Source organism: Microbispora sp. NPDC088329 (assembly GCF_040685655.1).
Classification (GTDB): Bacteria; Actinomycetota; Actinomycetes; order Streptosporangiales; family Streptosporangiaceae; genus Microbispora.
The window spans coordinates 237851-255693 of record NZ_JBFBIP010000007.1; the positions used below are offsets into that span (position 1 = coordinate 237851).

At 70.3% G+C, this 17843-nt stretch carries 17 protein-coding genes; 7 read left to right on the forward strand and 10 right to left on the reverse strand.

What is annotated here, in order from left to right:
• Positions 1-96: 96 nt before the first annotated feature.
• A complete protein-coding gene (locus tag AB0O28_RS16675; protein WP_363640885.1) occupies positions 97-927 on the reverse strand; it encodes a nuclease-related domain-containing protein in 831 nt (276 codons plus the stop codon).
• A gap of 144 nt (positions 928-1071) precedes the next feature.
• Here AB0O28_RS16675 and AB0O28_RS16680 point away from each other — a divergent pair, with 144 nt between their 5' ends.
• Complete coding sequence (locus AB0O28_RS16680) at positions 1072-2499, forward strand: amidase (protein WP_363640887.1); 1428 nt, start codon at positions 1072-1074, stop codon at positions 2497-2499.
• Positions 2500-2502: 3 nt separating this feature from the next.
• Here the strand turns inward: AB0O28_RS16680 and AB0O28_RS16685 are convergent, their stop codons facing one another.
• Complete coding sequence (locus AB0O28_RS16685) at positions 2503-3471, reverse strand: hypothetical protein (RefSeq protein WP_363640889.1); 969 nt, start codon at positions 3469-3471, stop codon at positions 2503-2505.
• A gap of 202 nt (positions 3472-3673) precedes the next feature.
• The gene (gene pepN / locus AB0O28_RS16690) at positions 3674-6238 is read right to left on the reverse strand and encodes an aminopeptidase N (protein WP_363640891.1); all 2565 of its coding nucleotides are present in this window, start codon (positions 6236-6238) and stop codon (positions 3674-3676) included.
• Positions 6239-6418: 180 nt separating this feature from the next.
• Here pepN and AB0O28_RS16695 point away from each other — a divergent pair, with 180 nt between their 5' ends.
• Both AB0O28_RS16695 and AB0O28_RS16700 read left to right on the forward strand, forming a co-directional pair.
• Positions 6419-7027: a DsbA family protein gene (locus AB0O28_RS16695; protein ID WP_363640893.1), complete on the forward strand. Its 609-nt coding sequence runs from the start codon at positions 6419-6421 to the stop codon at positions 7025-7027.
• Positions 7028-7122: 95 nt separating this feature from the next.
• Positions 7123-8529, forward strand: a complete 1407-nt coding sequence (locus AB0O28_RS16700) for an aldehyde dehydrogenase family protein (protein WP_363640895.1) — start codon at positions 7123-7125, stop codon at positions 8527-8529.
• A 6-nt stretch (positions 8530-8535) separates the two neighbouring features.
• On the opposite strand, the gene def is transcribed toward AB0O28_RS16700, so the two are convergent.
• The gene (gene def / locus AB0O28_RS16705) at positions 8536-9024 is read right to left on the reverse strand and encodes a peptide deformylase (RefSeq protein ID WP_363640897.1); all 489 of its coding nucleotides are present in this window, start codon (positions 9022-9024) and stop codon (positions 8536-8538) included.
• A gap of 108 nt (positions 9025-9132) precedes the next feature.
• Here def and AB0O28_RS16710 point away from each other — a divergent pair, with 108 nt between their 5' ends.
• On the forward strand, positions 9133-9603 hold the full coding sequence (locus AB0O28_RS16710) for a ribose-5-phosphate isomerase (protein WP_363640899.1): 471 nt from the start codon (positions 9133-9135) through the stop codon (positions 9601-9603).
• Between the two features lie 43 nt (positions 9604-9646).
• Here the strand turns inward: AB0O28_RS16710 and AB0O28_RS16715 are convergent, their stop codons facing one another.
• Positions 9647-9820 (reverse strand): hypothetical protein, encoded by a 174-nt coding sequence (locus tag AB0O28_RS16715; protein ID WP_363640901.1) that lies wholly within the window; start codon positions 9818-9820, stop codon positions 9647-9649.
• 90 nt (positions 9821-9910) lie between these two features.
• Positions 9911-11146 (reverse strand): GNAT family N-acetyltransferase, encoded by a 1236-nt coding sequence (locus tag AB0O28_RS16720; RefSeq protein WP_363640903.1) that lies wholly within the window; start codon positions 11144-11146, stop codon positions 9911-9913.
• Positions 11147-11263: 117 nt separating this feature from the next.
• On the opposite strand from AB0O28_RS16720, the gene AB0O28_RS16725 reads away from it, so the two are divergent.
• On the forward strand, positions 11264-12376 hold the full coding sequence (locus AB0O28_RS16725; protein WP_363640905.1) for a PP2C family protein-serine/threonine phosphatase: 1113 nt from the start codon (positions 11264-11266) through the stop codon (positions 12374-12376).
• Between the two features lie 53 nt (positions 12377-12429).
• Here the strand turns inward: AB0O28_RS16725 and AB0O28_RS16730 are convergent, their stop codons facing one another.
• On the reverse strand, positions 12430-13035 hold the full coding sequence (locus tag AB0O28_RS16730; protein WP_363640907.1) for a response regulator transcription factor: 606 nt from the start codon (positions 13033-13035) through the stop codon (positions 12430-12432).
• A gap of 190 nt (positions 13036-13225) precedes the next feature.
• On the opposite strand from AB0O28_RS16730, the gene AB0O28_RS16735 reads away from it, so the two are divergent.
• Positions 13226-14530 carry a site-2 protease family protein gene (locus AB0O28_RS16735; protein ID WP_363640909.1) on the forward strand — a complete coding sequence of 435 codons (1305 nt, stop codon included), beginning with the start codon at positions 13226-13228 and terminating at the stop codon, positions 14528-14530.
• A 37-nt stretch (positions 14531-14567) separates the two neighbouring features.
• On the opposite strand, the gene AB0O28_RS16740 is transcribed toward AB0O28_RS16735, so the two are convergent.
• Positions 14568-15080 carry a DinB family protein gene (locus AB0O28_RS16740; protein WP_363640911.1) on the reverse strand — a complete coding sequence of 171 codons (513 nt, stop codon included), beginning with the start codon at positions 15078-15080 and terminating at the stop codon, positions 14568-14570.
• A gap of 161 nt (positions 15081-15241) precedes the next feature.
• Positions 15242-15868 (reverse strand): histidine phosphatase family protein, encoded by a 627-nt coding sequence (locus AB0O28_RS16745; protein ID WP_363640913.1) that lies wholly within the window; start codon positions 15866-15868, stop codon positions 15242-15244.
• Positions 15869-16178: 310 nt separating this feature from the next.
• On the opposite strand from AB0O28_RS16745, the gene AB0O28_RS16750 reads away from it, so the two are divergent.
• Positions 16179-16607 (forward strand): hypothetical protein, encoded by a 429-nt coding sequence (locus AB0O28_RS16750; protein ID WP_363640915.1) that lies wholly within the window; start codon positions 16179-16181, stop codon positions 16605-16607.
• 307 nt (positions 16608-16914) lie between these two features.
• Here the strand turns inward: AB0O28_RS16750 and AB0O28_RS16755 are convergent, their stop codons facing one another.
• The gene (locus tag AB0O28_RS16755; RefSeq protein WP_363640917.1) at positions 16915-17526 is read right to left on the reverse strand and encodes a hypothetical protein; all 612 of its coding nucleotides are present in this window, start codon (positions 17524-17526) and stop codon (positions 16915-16917) included.
• Positions 17527-17843 lie beyond the last annotated feature (317 nt).

Below are 17843 nucleotides of genomic sequence, written 5' to 3' on the forward strand. Positions count from 1 at the left end.
AGGGACCCCCATCCGGAGACTACTGAGTCTTCAAATGGTACGGCCAGTGCCCGGCTGCCGAGACCCGCTGTCCACGTCTCGGGACGGCGCGTCGCTCTACTCGGGGTACCGCGCCGGCAGGACGCGTTCGGCGGCCCGGTAGATCGCGTCGATCTCGGCCGTGGTGAGCGACCTCTCCCGCTTGGTGATCCACTTGCGCACCAGTCCGCCGGAGAAGACGTCGACCTCGCGGATGTTGAGGATGCGCCAGGGGATCGGCGGGCCGTAGATGGCCAGGGACGGCACCACGGTGATCTCCCGGCCGAGCGCCTTGCTGATCAGGTCGCTGGCCTGCGCCGCCTCCCACCGGGCCTCGTCGAGCCGCGGCTTCTGGTTGAAGGGGCCGTGGAAGAGCTTGCGGTGCGACTGGACACGTACGGGCAGCCGCTTGTCCCACTTCTCCGAGTCCACCGCGTACACGCCGGTGGGCCCGACCACCAGGTGGTCGATCTGGGCCTCGCTGCCGGGGATGGCCCGGGCGTGGAGCGTCTTGTAGCCGTTCCGCTCCAGCTTCTTGAGCTGGGCCTCCGTCTGGCGCTCCGCCGCGGAGGCGCGCCGCCACGCGGGGATGGTGGAGACCGTCCTCGCCCGGTAGACGGCGTCGGCGACGCATGCGAGGATCGCCGCGGTGAGCCCGAGCCGCCAGCTGCCGAAGACCACGCCGAACACCACGCCCGCGACGACCGCGATCACGGCCCGGCGGCGCAGGTGGCGGTATCGCGTGTCCTGCCACAGGCTGCTCAGCGACGTGCGCTGGACCGGAGCGTACGTGGGAGACGCCGGCGCCTCAGGGGGCGCCGAAGGGCGTTCCGCCTGCTCCGATGATTGGTCACCGACCCAGATGGGTGACGTATCGTGACCGTCTTCTGGCGCTAGACCGGTATCCACATCACTCACGGTAGTTGAGCCGTCAGCGGCTTGCCTAGTGTTGGATGGTTCATACTTTTGTGGCCTGCTTGCGCTGATTCGTTGCGCGGAAGTGGGGGTATCTTCTCTAGATATCCGCGGTCCGGGGGCCTACCGTTCGGTAGCGTGGCGCACATTCACGATCTTACCGCCCTCGAGCAGGCGGCAGCCGTACGTACGGGTGAACTTTCTCCCGTCGAGATCACCGAGCACTACCTGGAGCGCATCGAGCGGCTCGGCTCCGGCCTGGGGGCGTTCGTCACTGTGACGGCCGAGCGGGCACTCGGCCAGGCCCGCGAGCAGGAGGCCCGGATCGCCGCGGGCGACACGGAGGACCTGCCCCCGCTGCTGGGAGTGCCCGTCCCGATCAAGGATCTCAACCTCGTCAAGGACGTGCCGACTTACTTCGGCTCGGCCACGTACGAGGGGTTCGTCGCGCCCGCGGACGACAGCGTGGTCGAGCGGTTGCGGGACGCGGGCACGATCATGCTGGGCAAGACCTCCACCCCGGAGTTCGGCCTGCCCTGCTACACCGAGACCTACCTGCACGAGCCGGCCCGTACGCCGTGGGACACCACGAGGTCGGCCGGCGGGTCGAGTGGGGGAGCGGCGGCCGCCGTCGCGGCCGGCCTCGCGCCGGTCGCGCAGGGCAGCGACGGCGCGGGCTCGATCCGCATCCCCTCATCCGTTTGCGGCCTGTACGGCATCAAGCCCAGCCGCGGCCGGATCTCGTTCGCCCCCATCGTCCCGGATCTGGCGGGTCTGTCGACCAACGGGCCGATCGCGCGGAACGTGGCGGACGCGGCGGCGCTGCTCGACGCGATGGCCCACAACAACCCCGGTGACATGTACTGGGCCCCGCCGCCCGCGCTCGGGTCGTTCTCGGCCTACGCCGGCCGGGAGCCCGGCCGCCTGCGGATCGCCAGGTTCGCCACGCCCGCCGTGCCCGGCGCGGAGGTCCACCCCGAGGTGCTCGCGGCGTACGAGAGCGCCTCAGCGGTGCTGGAGTCGCTCGGCCACGAGGTGGAGGAGATCGCGCCGCCCTTCGGCCCCGACGTCGTGCCCGAATTCGTCAAACTGTGGTTCAGCTTCGCCTGCATGCACCCGGTGGCCAAGGAACTCGAGCCGAAGATGCGCCCGCTCACCGCCTGGCTGCGTGAGCGGGGTCATGCCGTGTCGGCCCCCGAGTTCCTGCAGGCGCAGTCGGCGCTCCAGCTCGCCACGCGGTTCGCGCTCCTCGTCACCGACGCCTATGACGCGGTGCTGTCGCCGACCGTCACGCAGCCGCCGGTGCCGGTCGGCTGGTTCGAGGACGCCGAATCGCCCGAGGAGACGTTCGAGCGCATGATGCGTTTCGCACCCTTCGCGGCCATCTACAACGTGAGCGGCCAGCCCGCGGTGAACCTCCCGCTCCACTGGACGCCAGAAGGCCTGCCCATCGGAGTGATGCTGGCGGGCAGGTTCGGCGACGAGGGGACGCTCATCTCGCTGTCGTCCCAGGTGGAGGCGTCCGTCGGCGGCTTCTGGGGCGACCGCAGGCCGGCCATGTGGTGACGCCTACCGCATCAGTTCCACGACGTGCGCGGCGACGTCGGCGAGCAGCGTGGCCGGTGCCAGCGGCGCCGCCGCCACGGCGGAGAACAGGGCGGGCAGGCCCGGCAACGGGAAGCCGTCGTCCGCGGTGACCGCGGCGGCCGCCTCGTGCTTGGACAGCGCGGCGCGGCTGCGGTCCCACGCCTCCAGCACCTCCTCGGGTGACGGCACGCCGAAGCCGTGCCCGACGGGAGCGGCGTGACGCAGCCGTACGAGCGGGGTCTCGGCGAACGCCAGCGCGACCCGGCAGCGGGCGGACAGGTCGTCGAGGTCCGGCACCCAGGCGAGGGCCTGGCAGGGGGTGCGGCACCGGCCCGCGCAGGTGGCGAGGGCCCCCGCCACCTGGCTGTGCTGCCGGTCGAAGTAGGCCCGCCAGCCCGGCGGCGGCTCCACGGCCACCCGCAGGGTCCGCTGGGCCGCCGACCGCTCCGCCCTCGTGTGGTCGCACTCCCGGTCGGGCATGACCCCGAACCGGCTGCCGGGGGCGCGCAGGCCCTCGGGCCAGCGGACCGGGTCGCCCGCGTGGCCGAGCGCGGGCTCGAAGGCCAGCAGCGGGAGATACTCGCTGCAGATGTGGACGGCCGCGATCATCGGGCTGAGCTCGCGCCGCCGCCAGCGGACCTCGATCACCTCGAGGAGCAGCGCGTACGCCGGCCGCAGTGTGTCGAGTGCTCCTCGCGGCTGCTCCTTGGGTGTCTGCGGCATGTGGCACGCGCGGGCTCGCCTGCGCAGGTCGCCGGGCACCGTCTGGGCGTCGATCTCGGCGGCGAAGTCCTCCGCGTCGAGCGTGAGCAGCCGCTGGCCGAACTCGCAGACCGACGCCACCCGCGCCGCGTGCGCGCCCTCCCCGAGCACGTCGGGCGCCAGCGCGCCGACGTCGCCGAACGAGTACCTCCGGGCCAGGGCGATCAACAGGTCTCGGGCTGAGTGCACCCGACGACCTTACTGACCCGGGCGGGCGGCGGTCGTGCGGGCGAGCTCGATCAGCGGGGCGGGCGGCGACGGGCCCGGCGCCCGGGCACGATCCGTACCCCGCCGAGATTCCGTGAACGCCGCGGGCTTCCGCGAAACGCCCGAGGGCCCCGGCGGTGTGCCGGGGCCCTCGGGATCGTGCGTGGTGCGGCCGGGAGGCGGATCAGGCGGAGGCGTCGCGGGCGCGGGCGCGCAGGGCCCGGCTGACGCCGTCCGCGCCCTCCAGCAGCAGGCGCCGCAGCGCGTGCGGCGGCTGCCTGTCGCTGATGTGGTCCTGCGTGCGGGCCACGGTCTCCGGACGGATCAGCAGCGCGGGGTAGCAGCCGATGGCGAAGTTCTGCGCCATGTCGGAGGTCCACTCGCTCCAGATCCGCCCGACCTCCTCGAAGTACCGGTCGCCGTACGGCTCGAGCAGTTCGGGGTGGTGCGGGTCCACGAAGCCGAGGATCGTGGAGCGCAGGAGCGCGCCGCTGAGCTTTCCGCCCACGATCGTCGTCCAGGTCTCGGCCTTGGCCTCCGGAGTGGGGATCGCGGCCCGGCTGGTCGCGGCCGAGCGCTCGCCGGTCGCCGTGGCGTCCCTGGCCAGCTCCGCGTCGATGTCGGCGGCGCCGAGGACGCCACCGGAGACGAGCGCGTGGATGAGCGTCCAGCGCAGGTCGGTGTCGACGGCCAGGCCCCCGGGCGCCTCGGTGCCGTCGAGGATGCCCTTGAGGAACGCCAGGTCCTCGGCCGAGGTGGCGGTCGCGGCGAAGGCGTTGACGTAGGCGAGCTGGTGATCCGAGCCCGGCTCCGCCGCCGTGATGAGGCGGCGCAGGGCGCCGGCCAGCTCGGCCAGGCCGGTGGCCCGCCACGTGGGGTCGGCGTACTGCTGCACGGCCTGGCGGGCCTGGCGCAGCACGGTCTGCAGGACGGTGATGTCGCGCACCGAGTCGATGCCGGAGACGACCAGCCTGACGTAGTCGCGGGTGGCCATCTCGGCGTCCCGCGTCATGTCCCAGGCGGCCGACCAGCACAGGGCGCGGGGCAGGGACTCGGCGAACGCGGTGATCCCGCCGCCGACGAGGGTGCGCAGCGACCGCTCGTCGAGCCGGATCTTCGCGTAGGTGAGGTCGTCGTCGTTCACCAGCACGAGGTCGGGCTGCACCTCGCCGACCAGCTGGGGCACGGCCGTACGCGCCCCGACGACGTCGAGCTCGACCCGCTTGGTCCTGGTCAGCACGCCGTCGCGCAGGGAGTACAGACCGATGGCCACCCGGTGCGAGCGCAGCGTCGGGTGCTCCTGCGTGGCCTCCTGCAGCACGTCGAAGCTCGCGAACCGGCCCTCGTCGTCGACGGTGAACGACGGCCGCAGCGTGTTGACGCCGGAGGTCTCCAGCCACTCCTTCGACCAGGAGGACAGCTCGCGCCCGGAGGTGCGCTCCAGCGCCGACAGCAGGTCCTGGAGGGTGGTGTTCTTCCAGGCGTGCTCGTTGAAGTAGTCGCGCACCCCGGCGAGGAAGTTGTCGAGCCCCACGTACGCGACGAGCTGCTTGAGCACCGAGGCGCCCTTGGCGTACGTGATGCCGTCGAAGTTGACCTCGACGGCCTGCATGTCCGGGATGTCGGCGGCGATGGGGTGGGTGGAGGGCAGCTGGTCCTGCCGGTAGGCCCAGGCCTTCTCGACGTTGGCGAACGTCGTCCACGCGCCCTGGCCCCACCGGGTGGCCTCGGCCTGGCACAGGACGGACATGTAGGTGGCGAACGACTCGTTCAGCCACAGGTCGTCCCACCAGCGCATGGTGACCAGGTCACCGAACCACATGTGCGCCATCTCGTGCAGGATCGTCTCGGCCCGGCGCTCGATGATCGCGTCGGTGACGCGGGAGCGGAAGACGTAGTCCTCCAGGAACGTCACCGCGCCGGCGTTCTCCATGGCGCCCGCGTTGAACTCGGGCACGAACAGCTGGTCGTACTTGCCGAACGGGTAGCGCAGGCCGAAGACGCGGTGGAAGAAGTCGAAGCCCTGCTTGGTGACCTCGAAGATGTTGTCGGCGTCGAGGTACTGCGCGAGCGAGCGCCGTACGTAGATGCCCAGCGGGATCCCGTCGTGCTCGTCCCGTACGACCGCGTACGGCCCCGCGATGAGCGCTGTGATGTACGTCGACATGACGGGGGTCGGCGGGAAGTGCCAGCGCCTGGCGGCCTGCAGCGTGCCGTGCCGCCCGCGGTGCTCCTCGAGCGCCTCGACCGCGTCCGGGGCGGCGTTGGACACCACCTCCCAGTCGGCGGGGGCGAGGACGGTCAGCTCGAAGGTCGCCTTGAGGTCCGGCTGGTCGAAGCAGGCGTACATGCGGTGCGCGTCGGCCGTCTCGAACTGGCTGTGCAGGTAGACCTGCTGGTCGACGGGGTCGACGAAGCGGTGCAGGCCCTCGCCGGTGCGCATGTAGGAGCAGTCGGCGTCCACGCGCAGCTCGTTCTGCTCGGCCAGCCCGTGCAGCGGGATGCGGCCCTTCTCGGCGTCATAGGTGCTGACGTCGAGCTCCCTGCCGTTGAGAACGACCTTCCGCACGTGCGCGCCGTGCAGGTCGATGAACGTGTCCGCCCCCTCGCGGTCCGATCTGAAATGGACCGTCGTGATGCTTTCGAACCGTTCCTCGCCCTCCGTCAGATCGAGCTCGACCTGGTAGGACTGGACGGAGAGCAGCCGAGCGCGCTCCCGAGCCTCGTCCCGTGTCAGATTCCCTGCCACACCCGCTCCTCATCGCATGATCAAGCCCCCGATCCCCGCCGCCCCGTCGCGTCAGGGATGCATGAATCCTGCCACGCCGCGACGACATGGCGGATTCGGGACCGCTCCTATCTGGAATAGCAGCTTTCCTGTCCGGGTTGAGGACCGAGGGAACCATAGTTCGTTCGAGAGGGTGCCACAGTGTCCGATCGCAAGCTTGCCGATTTCTGGTTCGACCCCGCCTGTCCGTGGGCGTGGATCACCTCACGGTGGATTCACGAGGTGGCGGCGCTCCGCCCGATCGACGTGCGCTGGCACATCATGAGCCTGGCGGTGCTGAACGAGGACAAGGACATCTCCGACGACTACCGCGAGCGGACGAGGCGCACCCTCGGCGCCGTACGGGTGCTGGCGGCCGCCTCGGCCAAGTACGGCGAAGAGGTCCTCGGCGACCTCTACACCGAGATCGGCAGGCGGTTCCACGACGAGGGGCGCGACCGCGACCAGGCCACCATCGCCGAGGCCCTCACCGCGGCCGGACTCGACCCAGCGCTGGTCGCCGCGCACGACTCGGACGAGTACGACGAGGCGATCCGGCGCTCGCACGGCGAGGGCATCGAGCTGGTCGGCCAGGAGGTCGGCACGCCGATCATCGCCGTCGAGGGCACCGCGTTCTTCGGCCCCGTCGTCTCGCCCATCCCCAGGGGCGAGGCCGCCGCGCGGCTGTGGGACGGAGTCCTGCTCGTCGCCGGCACCGACGGCTTCTTCGAGCTGAAGCGGTCCCGGACCCGCGATCCGATTTTCGGCTGACACTTCACAGGCTCCTTCACTCTCCCGCGAATTGAGCGGAAAGGTTTCGGCCGGAAGGCTCGCCATCTGACAGCCGAGACGCAAGGATGAGTGACATGCGTCACCTCTACGTGAACGGAGCCTGGGTCCCCTCCTCCTCCCGTGAAGCCGTCGACGTCGTCAATCCCGCGACGGAGGAGGTCGTCGACCGGGTGCCCGCCGGGTCGCCGGCCGACGTCGAGGCCGCCGTCGCCGCCGCCCGCGCCGCCTTCCCCTCCTGGGCGGCCCTGGAGCCGGCCGAACGCGCAGAGTTCCTTGGGGCGGCGGCCGGGCTGCTCAAGGAGCGCGCCCAGGACATCGCGGCGACGATCGCCACCGACATGGGCGCGCCGCTCACGCTCGCGTTGAAGGTGCAGACGCTGATGCCCGCCGAGGTGCTGGCCTCCTACGCCGATCTCGCCAGGCGGTACGAGTTCGACGCCGGCCGCGTGGGCAACTCGCTCATCGTGCGGGAGCCCGTCGGCGTGGTCGGCGCGATCACGCCGTGGAACTACCCGCTCCACCAGGTCGTGTGCAAGGTGGCCCCGGCCCTGGCGGCCGGTTGCACGGTCGTGCTCAAGCCGAGCGAGGTCGCGCCGCTCGCCGCGTACGCGCTGGCCGGCATCCTGCACGAGGTCGGCCTTCCGCCCGGCGTGTTCAACATGGTCAGCGGCCACGGGCCGGTGGTCGGCGAGGCCGTCGCCGCCCATCCCGGCGTGGACCTGGTGTCGTTCACCGGCTCCACGAGGGCCGGGCGCCGGGTCGCCGCGCTCGCCGCCGAGACGGTCAAGCGGGTGGCCCTGGAGCTGGGCGGCAAGTCGGCGAACATCATCCTGCCCGACGCCGACCTGGAGGCGGCGGTGAAGAACGGCGTGGCCGGCGCCTACCTCAACTCGGGACAGACCTGCTCGGCGCTGACGCGGATGCTCGTCCACTGGGACCAGTACGACGACGCGGTACGGCTCGCCGTGAAGGCCGCGGAGAAGTACGTCCCCGGCGATCCGTTCGCCGAGGGCACGAGGCTCGGGCCGCTGGTGTCCGCCGCCCAGCGCGACCGGGTCGTGAGATACATCAACCGCGGTCAGGAAGAGGGCGCCCGCCTCGTGCTCGGCGGAACCGACAACCCCATGGATCGGGGCTACTACGTCGAGCCCGCGATCTTCGCCGGTGTCTCGCCCGGCATGTCCATCGAGCAGGAGGAGATCTTCGGCCCGGTTCTGTCGATCATCCCGTTCGCGTCGGAGAACGAGGCCGTCGAGATCGCCAACGGCACGCCGTACGGGCTTTCGGGGGCGGTGTGGGCGGGCACCGAGGACAAGGCGCTCGCGGTGGCGCGCCGCCTGCGCACCGGGCAGGTGGCCGTCAACGGCGGCCGGTTCAACATGATGGCGCCGTTCGGCGGCTACAAGCACTCCGGGGTCGGCCGCGAGCTCGGCGAGTTCGGCCTGGAGGAGTTTCTGGAGGTCAAGGCCATCCAGCTGTGAACGGGGTCAGGGCGCCTGCAGGAGGATCCTGCGGCGCTCGTCCTTGCCCAGCCGGTCGACGTACAGCGTGCCGTCGAGATGGTCGAACTCGTGCTGGAAGCACCGGGCGAGCATGCCCCTGGCCTTGACGGTGACGGGCCGGCCGAGCTTGTCGACGCCGCGCACGGTCACTCCGGCGGCGCGGGCGGTCGGGGCGTACAGCGGCTTGCCGGTCTCCTTGCCCGGCACCGACAGGCAGCCCTCCTCCTCGACGACCTGCTCGGGGTCGTCGATCGTGAGCTCGGGGTTGATCAGGTGACCCTTGCGGTTGCTGATGTCGTAGACGAACAGCCGCCGGCCCACGCCGATCTGCGGCCCGGCCAGCCCCACGCCGTCGGCCTGATACATGATCGCGAACATCTCGTCGACCAGGCGGCGCAGCTCGCGGTCGAAGTCCGTCACCGGTTCCGCGGGGGTACGAAGGATCGGGTCGCCCACGTAACGAAGCTCGCGCATGACACTCCTGTCAGGTCGGAGGGTGTAAGGGACGCGGACCCCTTTCGCTTATTACCTTAGTGGAGCCCGGGGTCGTCTCCGCCAGAGGCCTTCTGGGAAACTTGTGCCGTGCGTGTCTACATCGGTGCCGACCATGCCGGCTACGAGCTGAAGAACTACCTGGTCTCCTGGCTGAAGGAGCAGGGCCATGAGGTGGAGGACTGCGGCCCCCACGTCTACGACGCGGAGGACGACTACCCGCCGTTCGTGCTGCGCGCCGCGCAGGGCGTGGCCGGCGACGCCGGCAGCCTCGGAGTGGTGATCGGCGGTTCTGGGAACGGCGAGCAGATCGCCGCCAACAAGGTGCGGGGGGTGCGCGCGGCCCTCGCCTGGAACGAGGACACGGCGAAGCTGGCCCGCGAGCACAACGACGCCAACGTGATCAGCCTGGGCGCCCGGCAGCACACGCCGGAGGAGGCCGCCCGGTTCGTCGGGCTCTTCCTGGCCACGCCGTTCTCGGGGGCCGAGCGGCACGCCCGGCGGATCCGCCAGCTCGCCGACTTCGAGACCACCGGCGAACTGCCGCCGCTGCCCGCCTAGTCCAGCCCGCCCAGTCCAGTCCGCCCAGCCCAGCCCAGCCCGCCTAGGTCTGCGCTCGGCGGTTGTCCTTGTCGCGTCCCCGGCGGGGCTCCCGCCGGGGCGCCTCGTCGCGCAGCGGCCGCTGGTCGGCCGCCTCCTGCTGCTCGGACGTCGGCCGGGACACGTCGCGGGCCCGCATGGCCGTGATCGCGGTGATCTGCAAGCTCTGCAGCGCCATGCCTGCAGCCTACGCGCCGATCACCGATCGCGGAGCGCCGAACGTGGCGGAACCGGGCGGCAGGGGGCTCCGGCAATGGCCGGCGCCTGCTCAGAAGATCCGGCAGCTCCAGGGCGCCGGATCCCACATCATGGCGGCCGACAGCTCGCGCAGGGCCCCCGGCCGATGCTCGCGCACCAGTCCGGCGTCCGCCGCGGCCCGCATGGGCCGCCCGCCGAGAAACGCCGCGCCCAGCACGCCGACCGGCAGGGTGAGGTCGGCGGGCGCCTCGCTCCGCTCGCACGACGACTCCCCGCCGGTCGTCCTCAGCCGCCAGCGGCCGGCGTTCCACGGGCAGAGCTCGTCGTCCACCTCGACGACCAGGTCGGCGGGGGCCGCGTACGCGCGGGAGACCAGGGCCCGGTCCACGTCCACCAGGCGGACCCACAGATCGTCGATCCAGACGGCGTTGAGCTGGCGGGGTTCGGCCAGCAGGTGCATGATCGGGTCGTCCATCGGCCGCCGCTCGGCGTGGACGACCGCGCACAGGTCCCGGTCGAGGACGCCGCGCCAGACCAGTGCGTACGCCGCCGGGTCGGAGGCGAACAACTCCAGGAGCCGGACCTGCCCGTCCGGCACGCCGTGCTCGTTCCAGCCGGACTTCGCCCGGAACAGCGCGTAGCCGCGGGGGCCCGCCGCGTCCTCCGCGATCAGGCAGCGCAGCGGTCCCATCCCGCCCCGATCGTGCTCGGTGTCCGGGAGGATCTCGGCCCGCCAGTACGTCTCGGACCTTCCATACAGGCCGGGACGGCTGGGCTGTACGGCGTCGTAGACGTGCCGAAGGCCGGCGAGCGCGTCGGCGGGGGTGGCCACGCGCAGGCGCAGCGCCGGATCGACGGGGGCCGAGCGTGTGAAGGCCGATCCGTGTGTGGGGATACGGAAGTTCAGAGTGTCGGCGGCCCTGCCGTATCCGAAACGCCCGTAGATGCCGGCCTGGCTGGCGGAGAGCGCGGCGACGGCCTCACCCCCGTTCTCGTGCAGGTCGTGCAGCTGACGGGTCATCAGTGCCGTCAGCACGCCGCGGCGGCGATGCGAGGGGAGCACGCCCACCGCGGTGACGCCGGCCACGGGGATCGGCCCGCCGGGGACCGTCATCTCGAAGGACAGCGCCGCGGCGCAACCGACCATCAAGTCGTCGTCGAAGGCGGAAATCTGGCGGTCGATCTCCAAGACCTCACGCCACCGGTCGGCGATCTCCACGGGGAAGGTGTCGCTGAACGCCTCGTAGTCGACGGCGACGAAGTCCGGCCACTCGGATTCCTTGATGGGACGCACGGTGATGCTCATCGAGCCACCGTAGAAGTGGGCCGCTGCGCGGGGCGACCCAATATCCGTGCCGGGTGATCTAGACGTTGGTCAAGCAGGTGCCGCCACCTGGGATGTCCGGATACAGTCGAGGCCATCATGACTTCCCGTCCGGCGCCGCTGATCCCTCCTCGGCTGCGCGCGCTCCTGGCGCGCGTGCCGTTCCTGGTGCCGTTGGTCCGTTTTGTTCGGAAAGTGTGGTCGAAGGACCGATACCTCCTCATCGCTCTCGTCATGGTCACCATCGTGATCGGCGTGCTCGACGCGGAGGTGTCGGCGTACTGGTTCTCGCCCTCGTTGCTGATCCTCTTCACGCTTATCGGCGGCCTCCAGCTCCGGCTGCGCAGCCTCGCCATCCTGCTGTGCGTGGTCGTGGCCTCCCTGGCGTACATGGGACCGATCGCGGACGTGCCCAGCGTCGGACCCGGTCTGCTGATCACGATGGCCTTCACCGCCGCGCTGGCCTGGACGATGGCGCGGACGCGGGGCAAGCTCGGCGTCCAGGGCCTGCGCGGCGACGCGATGCTGCTGGAGTTGCGCGACCGGCTGAAACGGCAGAGCGAGCTGCCGCCGCTGCCCAAGGACTGGGGCGGCAAGGTGGTGCTCAAGCAGGCCGGGGGATCCTCGTTCGGCGGCGACTTCGTCGTCTCGATGCGGGAGGGCGACCGGGTTCGGGTGGCGGTCGTCGACGTGTCCGGCAAGGGAGTGGACGCGGGAACCCGTGCGCTCATGCTGTCGGGCACCTTCGGCGGGCTGCTCGGCTCGGTGGACGACTTCCTCGTCGCATGCAACTCCTACCTGCACCGTCAGCTCGGCGACGAGGGGTTCGTCACCGCCGTCCACGTGGAGCTCGACCTGTCGACGGGGGCGTACACCATCACCTCGGCCGGGCACCCTCCCGTGGTGCGGTTCGACTCCGGGTCGGGCACGTGGCGGGTGTCCACGGCGAAGGGCGTCGTGCTCGGCGTGGTGCCGGACCTGGCCTGCGAGACCGACAGCGGGATCCTGCGCAAGGGCGACGCGCTCATGCTGTTCACCGACGGGCTGATCGAGCAGCCCGGCCGGGACATCGACGCCGGGCTCGACCGGTTGCTGGGGGAGGCCGAGCGGCTGCTGCCGTCGGGCTTCCGGGACAAGGCCCGGCAGCTCGTGCAGTCGATGTCCTCCGGCCACAACGACGACTGCGCGCTCGTCCTGATCTGGCGCCCGTAGGCCGTGTCCGGCCGATCACGCCCTGCGGCGTGTGGGGCCGGCTACTCCCGAGCTCACAACCAGCCGGAGTCCGTGGCGATTCTGACGGCGTCGACCCGGTTGCGCGCCCCGGTCTTGACCAGGATGCGCGACAGGTGATTGCGCACCGTGCCGACGGACAGGCCCAGCTCGGCGGCGATCTCCTTCGGGCGCGCGCCTCCCGCCGCGAGCCGCAGCACCTCGTGCTCCCTCGGCGTCAGCGGGCAGTCGGCGGCCTCCAGCGCGGCGACCGCCAGCTCGGAATCGACGACCCGGCGCCCGGCCGTGATCCGGCGGATGCCGTCGGCGAGCTGCTCGGGGCCCACCTCGATGCTCAGGTAACCCAGGACGCCCGCCGCGAAGGCCCGCTTGACGTGACCCGGGCTGGGCTGCGCCGACAGCAGCATCACCCGGCATCGCGGGACCTTCTCGCCGAGCCGTGCCGCGGCGCTGAGCCCGTCCACCCCGGGCAGGTCCGCGTCGATGACTGCGGCGTCCGGCCGCACGTCCAGGGCCGCGGGCACGATGTCCTCGCCCGAACCGACGTCCGCGACCACCCGCAGGTCGCCCTCTCCGTCGAGGGACGCGACCAGGCCTCGCCGTACCAACGGAAGGTGTTCGGCCACCAGGATCCGGATCAAGATGCTCCCCTCTGGACGTCTCTCAAAGGGTGATCGACCAATTGCGTACTGTCAACGAAGTGTCCCCAATCGGTCACAGGCGGGCAAGCCGAACCCGCGCCGGAAAAGTCTTCGCTCTCGTGCGGGTGGGCTACGCTCGAAAGGTGCTTCATCTGCCAGAGCACCTTCTCCGACTCGGGGGTACGCGCTGATGAGCTGGCTCTCTGTGGCCGGGTTCGTGATTTTCTTCGTCGGTTTGCTGCTCTCGATCGCGCTTCACGAGATCGGGCACCTCGTGCCCGCCAAGCTTTTCGGCGTCCGCGTGACCCAGTACATGGTCGGCTTCGGGCCCACCATGTGGTCGCGCAGGCGGGGCGAGACCGAGTACGGCGTGAAGTGGATCCCCCTCGGCGGCTACATCCGCATGATCGGCATGCTCCCGCCGCGTCCCTCCGACGAGCCCGGCAAGCTGCGCAGCGTCTCCACCGGTCCCTGGCAGGGCCTCATCGAGAACGCGCGGGCGGTCGCCTCGGAGGAGATCCGGCCGGGTGACGACAACCGGGTCTTCTACCGCAAGCCCTGGTGGCAGAAGGTCATCATCATGACCGGCGGCCCGGCGATGAACTTCGTGCTGGCGTTCGCGCTGTTCGCGGTCGTGATGATGGGGTTCGGGGTACGTGAGCAGACCCCGGTCGTGTCCTCGGTGTCCAAGTGCGCCATCCCGGCCGCCGAGGCGGAGCACCGCGACTGCCGGGACAGCGATCCGCTGACGCCCGCCGCCAAGGCCGGGCTGCGGCCCGGCGACCACATCGTCGCCATCGGCGGCGCGCCGGTCACCAACTGGGCGACGGCGCAGCGGCTGATCCGGGAGCACGGCGCGGGGGTGACGACGCTCGGCATCGAGCGGGGCGGGCGGCGGGCCGACGTGCGGGTCGACCTGATCGCGCAGGACATGCCCTCGCTCACCGACCCGGGCAAGGTCGAGAAGAACGTCGGCTTCCTCGGCGTGAGCCCGACCACCGTCGTCGAGAAGAAGGGCCCCGGCTACGTCGTCGGGCAGATGTGGGACCTGACCGAGCGCACCGCCATCGCGATGGTCAACATCCCCAAGAAGATGGTCGGCGTGTGGAACGCCGCGTTCTCGGGGGACAAACGCGACCCGAACGGGCCGATCGGCATCGTCGGGGCGGGCCGCATCGGCGGTGAGATCGCCGCCTCGGACCTCTCCGTCGAGAACAAGATCGAAATCTTCATCAGCCTGCTGGCCGGGATCAACCTCGCGGTGGGCATGTTCAACCTGATCCCGCTGCTGCCGCTGGACGGCGGTCACATCGCCGGCGGGCTGTGGGAAGGCGTCAAGCGGGCTTTCGCGCGGGTGCGCCGCCGACCCGTCCCCAGCTATGTGGACGTCGCCAAGGCGCTCCCGCTGACGTACGTCGTGGCGGCCCTGCTGGTCGTGATGGGCGGCCTTCTCATCTACGCCGACCTCGTCAACCCGGTCCGCCTGTCCGGCTGAGCCGCGCCTGTCCGGCTGGGCTCCGCCGGCAGCCGGGCTACTCGCCGGTCACGCCGTCGACGCGCTCACGCAGCAGGTCGGCGTGTCCGTTGTGGCGGGCGTACTCCTCGATCATGTGGCACATGATCCAGCGCAGCGAGTTGTGGCGGCCGTCGCGGGTCGGGGTCCGCGCGATCACGTCCAGGTCGGCGCAGGCCGCTTCGGCCGCCCGTGCGTGCTTGATCTCCTCGCGCCAGGTCGCGAAGGCCTCCTCCGCGGACGCGGTGTCCACGTTGTCGAACTCGCCGTCGGGGTCGTCGTCGCTGTAGTAGATGCCGTCCAGGTCCTCGCCGTTCAGCCGCCGCCGGAACCAGGCTCGCTCGACGTCGGCCATGTGCCGTACGAGGCCGAGCAGCGACATGCTGGAGGGCGGCACCGAACGCAGCCGGAGCTGTTCCTCCGTGAGGCCCTCACACTTCACCGCGAGGGTCTCGCGATGCCAGTCCAACCAGGCGCGCAGCATGGTGCGCTCGTCCGCGGCGACAGGGGGATCGATACGTGTGTCGGTCATCAGGGCATCCTGCCCGGCCGGTGGCGCGTAGTCACCTCAATTAGAACTCGCCGGCCAGGAGGTTCCCGGCCGTGATTCGAGCAGGACGAGGCGCGAGACGAGGACCCCGGCCGGTTCGAGCCCGGCCTGCCGAGCATGCGGCTGTCCGCGCGTCGCGAAGATCACATATCGGTGAAGGGAACCAGGCGGGTGCCGGGCCAGGCCGGGCAGTGCCAGTCTTCGCCGTCCCAGCCGACGGCGAAGGGGACGGCGTGTGGGAGGGGAGCGCCCCAGACGTCCGCTCCGAGGCGGCACAGAGTCGTCAGGGCCGCGGTGAGGCTGGCGACGTGACCGACGACCGCGACGGTCTCTCCCGGATGCGCTCGCGCGATCACCCGGAACGCCGCGGTCATGCGGCCCACGACCTCATGACCCGTTTCGCCGTCCGCGACCTTCCGCTCAAGGTCATGGTCCACGACCCAGGCACGCAGCACTTCCGCTGTCAGGTCGTGGACGGCGGGATCGGTCGTCCCCTCGTGCCTGCCGATGCCGACCTCGGCCAACTCGGGCATCTCGACAATGGTGACGCCCGGCGTGAAGGTGAGGATTTCCGCGGTCTGCCGGGCCCGTAGCGCCGTGCTGCAATAAACGCCGGTGATCGGCTCGCCGGCGAGAACCCGGGCCGCCACGGCCGCCTGCTCACGCCCGCGTGCCGTCAGAGGCGCCGCAGGAACAGCCCCGGCAAGACCGGCGGTGACGTTCTCGGATTCGGCATGGCGCAGACACCAGACGCGCACCCCATCGCTCATCACCGCACGGGCCCGATCACGAGAATTCCCGCCTCTGCTCTCCTCGCGTGCCGGCGCTCAATCGAACGACGCCCGGCCCGTCGGTCGGCTGCCGGTGAGAGATCACCGTTCACGTAAGGACAATAGCTCGATCCGTACGAGCGCCGAGAACAAGTTGACCGGGTTCATTGGTGAAGGGCGGAACGTGACCGGATTGACTCGAATATGTACGAATTTCCTACTTGGACTTGTTCATAAGTGGCAAGCGAGTAAGAATCAGTTCACCCTTCAACTACTTGGTCGGAGGGTCACTGCACGGATGAGGAGAGGCATGAAGCGCACCATCCCCGTTCTCGCCGTCGCCGCCGGCGTCCTCGGCGCCACGCTCACCGGCATCGGTCCCGCGTCCGCAACCCCCGCAGTCGACTGCTCCACCGGCGGGTACACGCGGGTTGTGAATAGTTACGTCCCCACCAACGTCGAGCGGCCGGCGGTGGACGGTCACAGCTACAACATCGGCGGTCCGTTGGCGTACACGTACGAGGTCTGCCTCGACATCCCGGACACCTCGACATTCACGATCGAGGTGCGGATCTGGAATAACGGAACGCAGAGCGTGTTCGTGGACGACCGGCCCGGGGACAAGGTCTTCCGCTACTCGATCGGCGCCAACAGCTTCTGGCAGGTCTACGGCACGATGACCGGGCCCGGCAGCACGTACATCTACTACACGTGGAACGAGAAGCAGCTCCCGGCCTGACCCGGAACGGGCCGGCCGCCTCGCTCGGCGAGGGGGCCGGCCCAGAAGCGGCTGAGAAGTCCGGCAGAGGCCTGGAACCGGCGGTTCGGTACATCGAGACCTGATCCGTCCCCCTGAGCCTTCCGTGCCTGCCGGCGCATCACCCATGAGGGCCTGCGTGCGATCGGGAGCCGGACACTATGGGGGCAACTCCGCGGCCTGCTCGGGCGTGTGCTGGTGGGTGCCGGTGTGAAGGGCTGTGAGGTCCTGTTGCTGCGCTTCGCTGCCGTACCTCACGTACCCGAAGCTCGGCGGAGGCGATGCCGGGTCAGGACAACACAACTCTGGCGTCCGGCGGCAGGCCGAAAGTTCTGCGCGCCTCAGGGTAGATGCTGTTTTCCATGTCCCACCCGGCGCCGGCCAGCTCTATTGCCCGGGGTGCGCCCTCCGGGGAAAACAGAGCGCGCGTCGAAGACGCGTACTCGGCGCCGTCTGCCGGCTCATCGACGTGCCGCACGGCGAAGCGCCCGTTCACCGACTCCATCGTCAACAGCAGCGGCACGCCGTAGCCGGTGCCGCTGACGAGCTTGTCACCTGATCGGGCCAACTCCTCGCACCGGGCCACAAGTCCGACCAGAAGGCGAGCATCTTTCCGGCGAACCTCGATGAGATCCTCCTCGCAGAACATACGGGGATGCAAGGCCGACTGAGCAGCGGCCAGATAGTTGCCTTCGTTGCGGACGGAGTCTGTCTCCAGAAAGTGGTCGGCCGTTGCCATGAGCGCCGTACGCGTCGAAGAATCGACCGAGATGACCTGTTCTGAGGCGGTGCCCGGCAAATCCGGCCCGGACAGCCGCGGGATCAACACGACGCCTCCGGCGACCGCGACAACCAGTACGAGGATCGCCCACGCAAGCGGTCGTCTGCTCAGGCGCGTCACGGGCCTCTCTCACGATCATCAAGCTGAAACACCGGAATCGTAGCTCCTTGACGGTTCTGTCCGCCTACATCACCCACAATGATCCCTGCTCTCGTTCGTTGTCGTAGCGTGCCGGCGTTCCCACCGTCATGTGCCTCCAAAGTGTCCCGGCCCGCACATACAATCCGGACGTGTCGGACCCCCGCATTCGCCGCCGCGCTTTGATGCGTCTCGCTCTGTGGTGGGCTGCTGGTTACGTCGCCACAGCGGGAGCGCACCTCCTCGCCGACAAGGCGTCCCTCGCGGACTCCTTACTGACGAGCACGGGTACGTTGATC

Coding starts and splice junctions, on each gene's coding strand:
- def (WP_363640897.1), bottom strand. CDS start 9,024: ATGCGCGAGCTTCGTTACGTGGGCGACCCGATCCTTCGTACCCCCGCG.
- AB0O28_RS16700 (WP_363640895.1), top strand. CDS start 7,123: ATGCGTCACCTCTACGTGAACGGAGCCTGGGTCCCCTCCTCCTCCCGT.
- AB0O28_RS16715 (WP_363640901.1), bottom strand. CDS start 9,820: ATGGCGCTGCAGAGCTTGCAGATCACCGCGATCACGGCCATGCGGGCC.
- AB0O28_RS16740 (WP_363640911.1), bottom strand. CDS start 15,080: ATGACCGACACACGTATCGATCCCCCTGTCGCCGCGGACGAGCGCACC.
- AB0O28_RS16745 (WP_363640913.1), bottom strand. CDS start 15,868: ATGAGCGATGGGGTGCGCGTCTGGTGTCTGCGCCATGCCGAATCCGAG.
- AB0O28_RS16720 (WP_363640903.1), bottom strand. CDS start 11,146: ATGAGCATCACCGTGCGTCCCATCAAGGAATCCGAGTGGCCGGACTTC.
- AB0O28_RS16735 (WP_363640909.1), top strand. CDS start 13,226: ATGAGCTGGCTCTCTGTGGCCGGGTTCGTGATTTTCTTCGTCGGTTTG.
- AB0O28_RS16750 (WP_363640915.1), top strand. CDS start 16,179: ATGAAGCGCACCATCCCCGTTCTCGCCGTCGCCGCCGGCGTCCTCGGC.
- AB0O28_RS16725 (WP_363640905.1), top strand. CDS start 11,264: ATGACTTCCCGTCCGGCGCCGCTGATCCCTCCTCGGCTGCGCGCGCTC.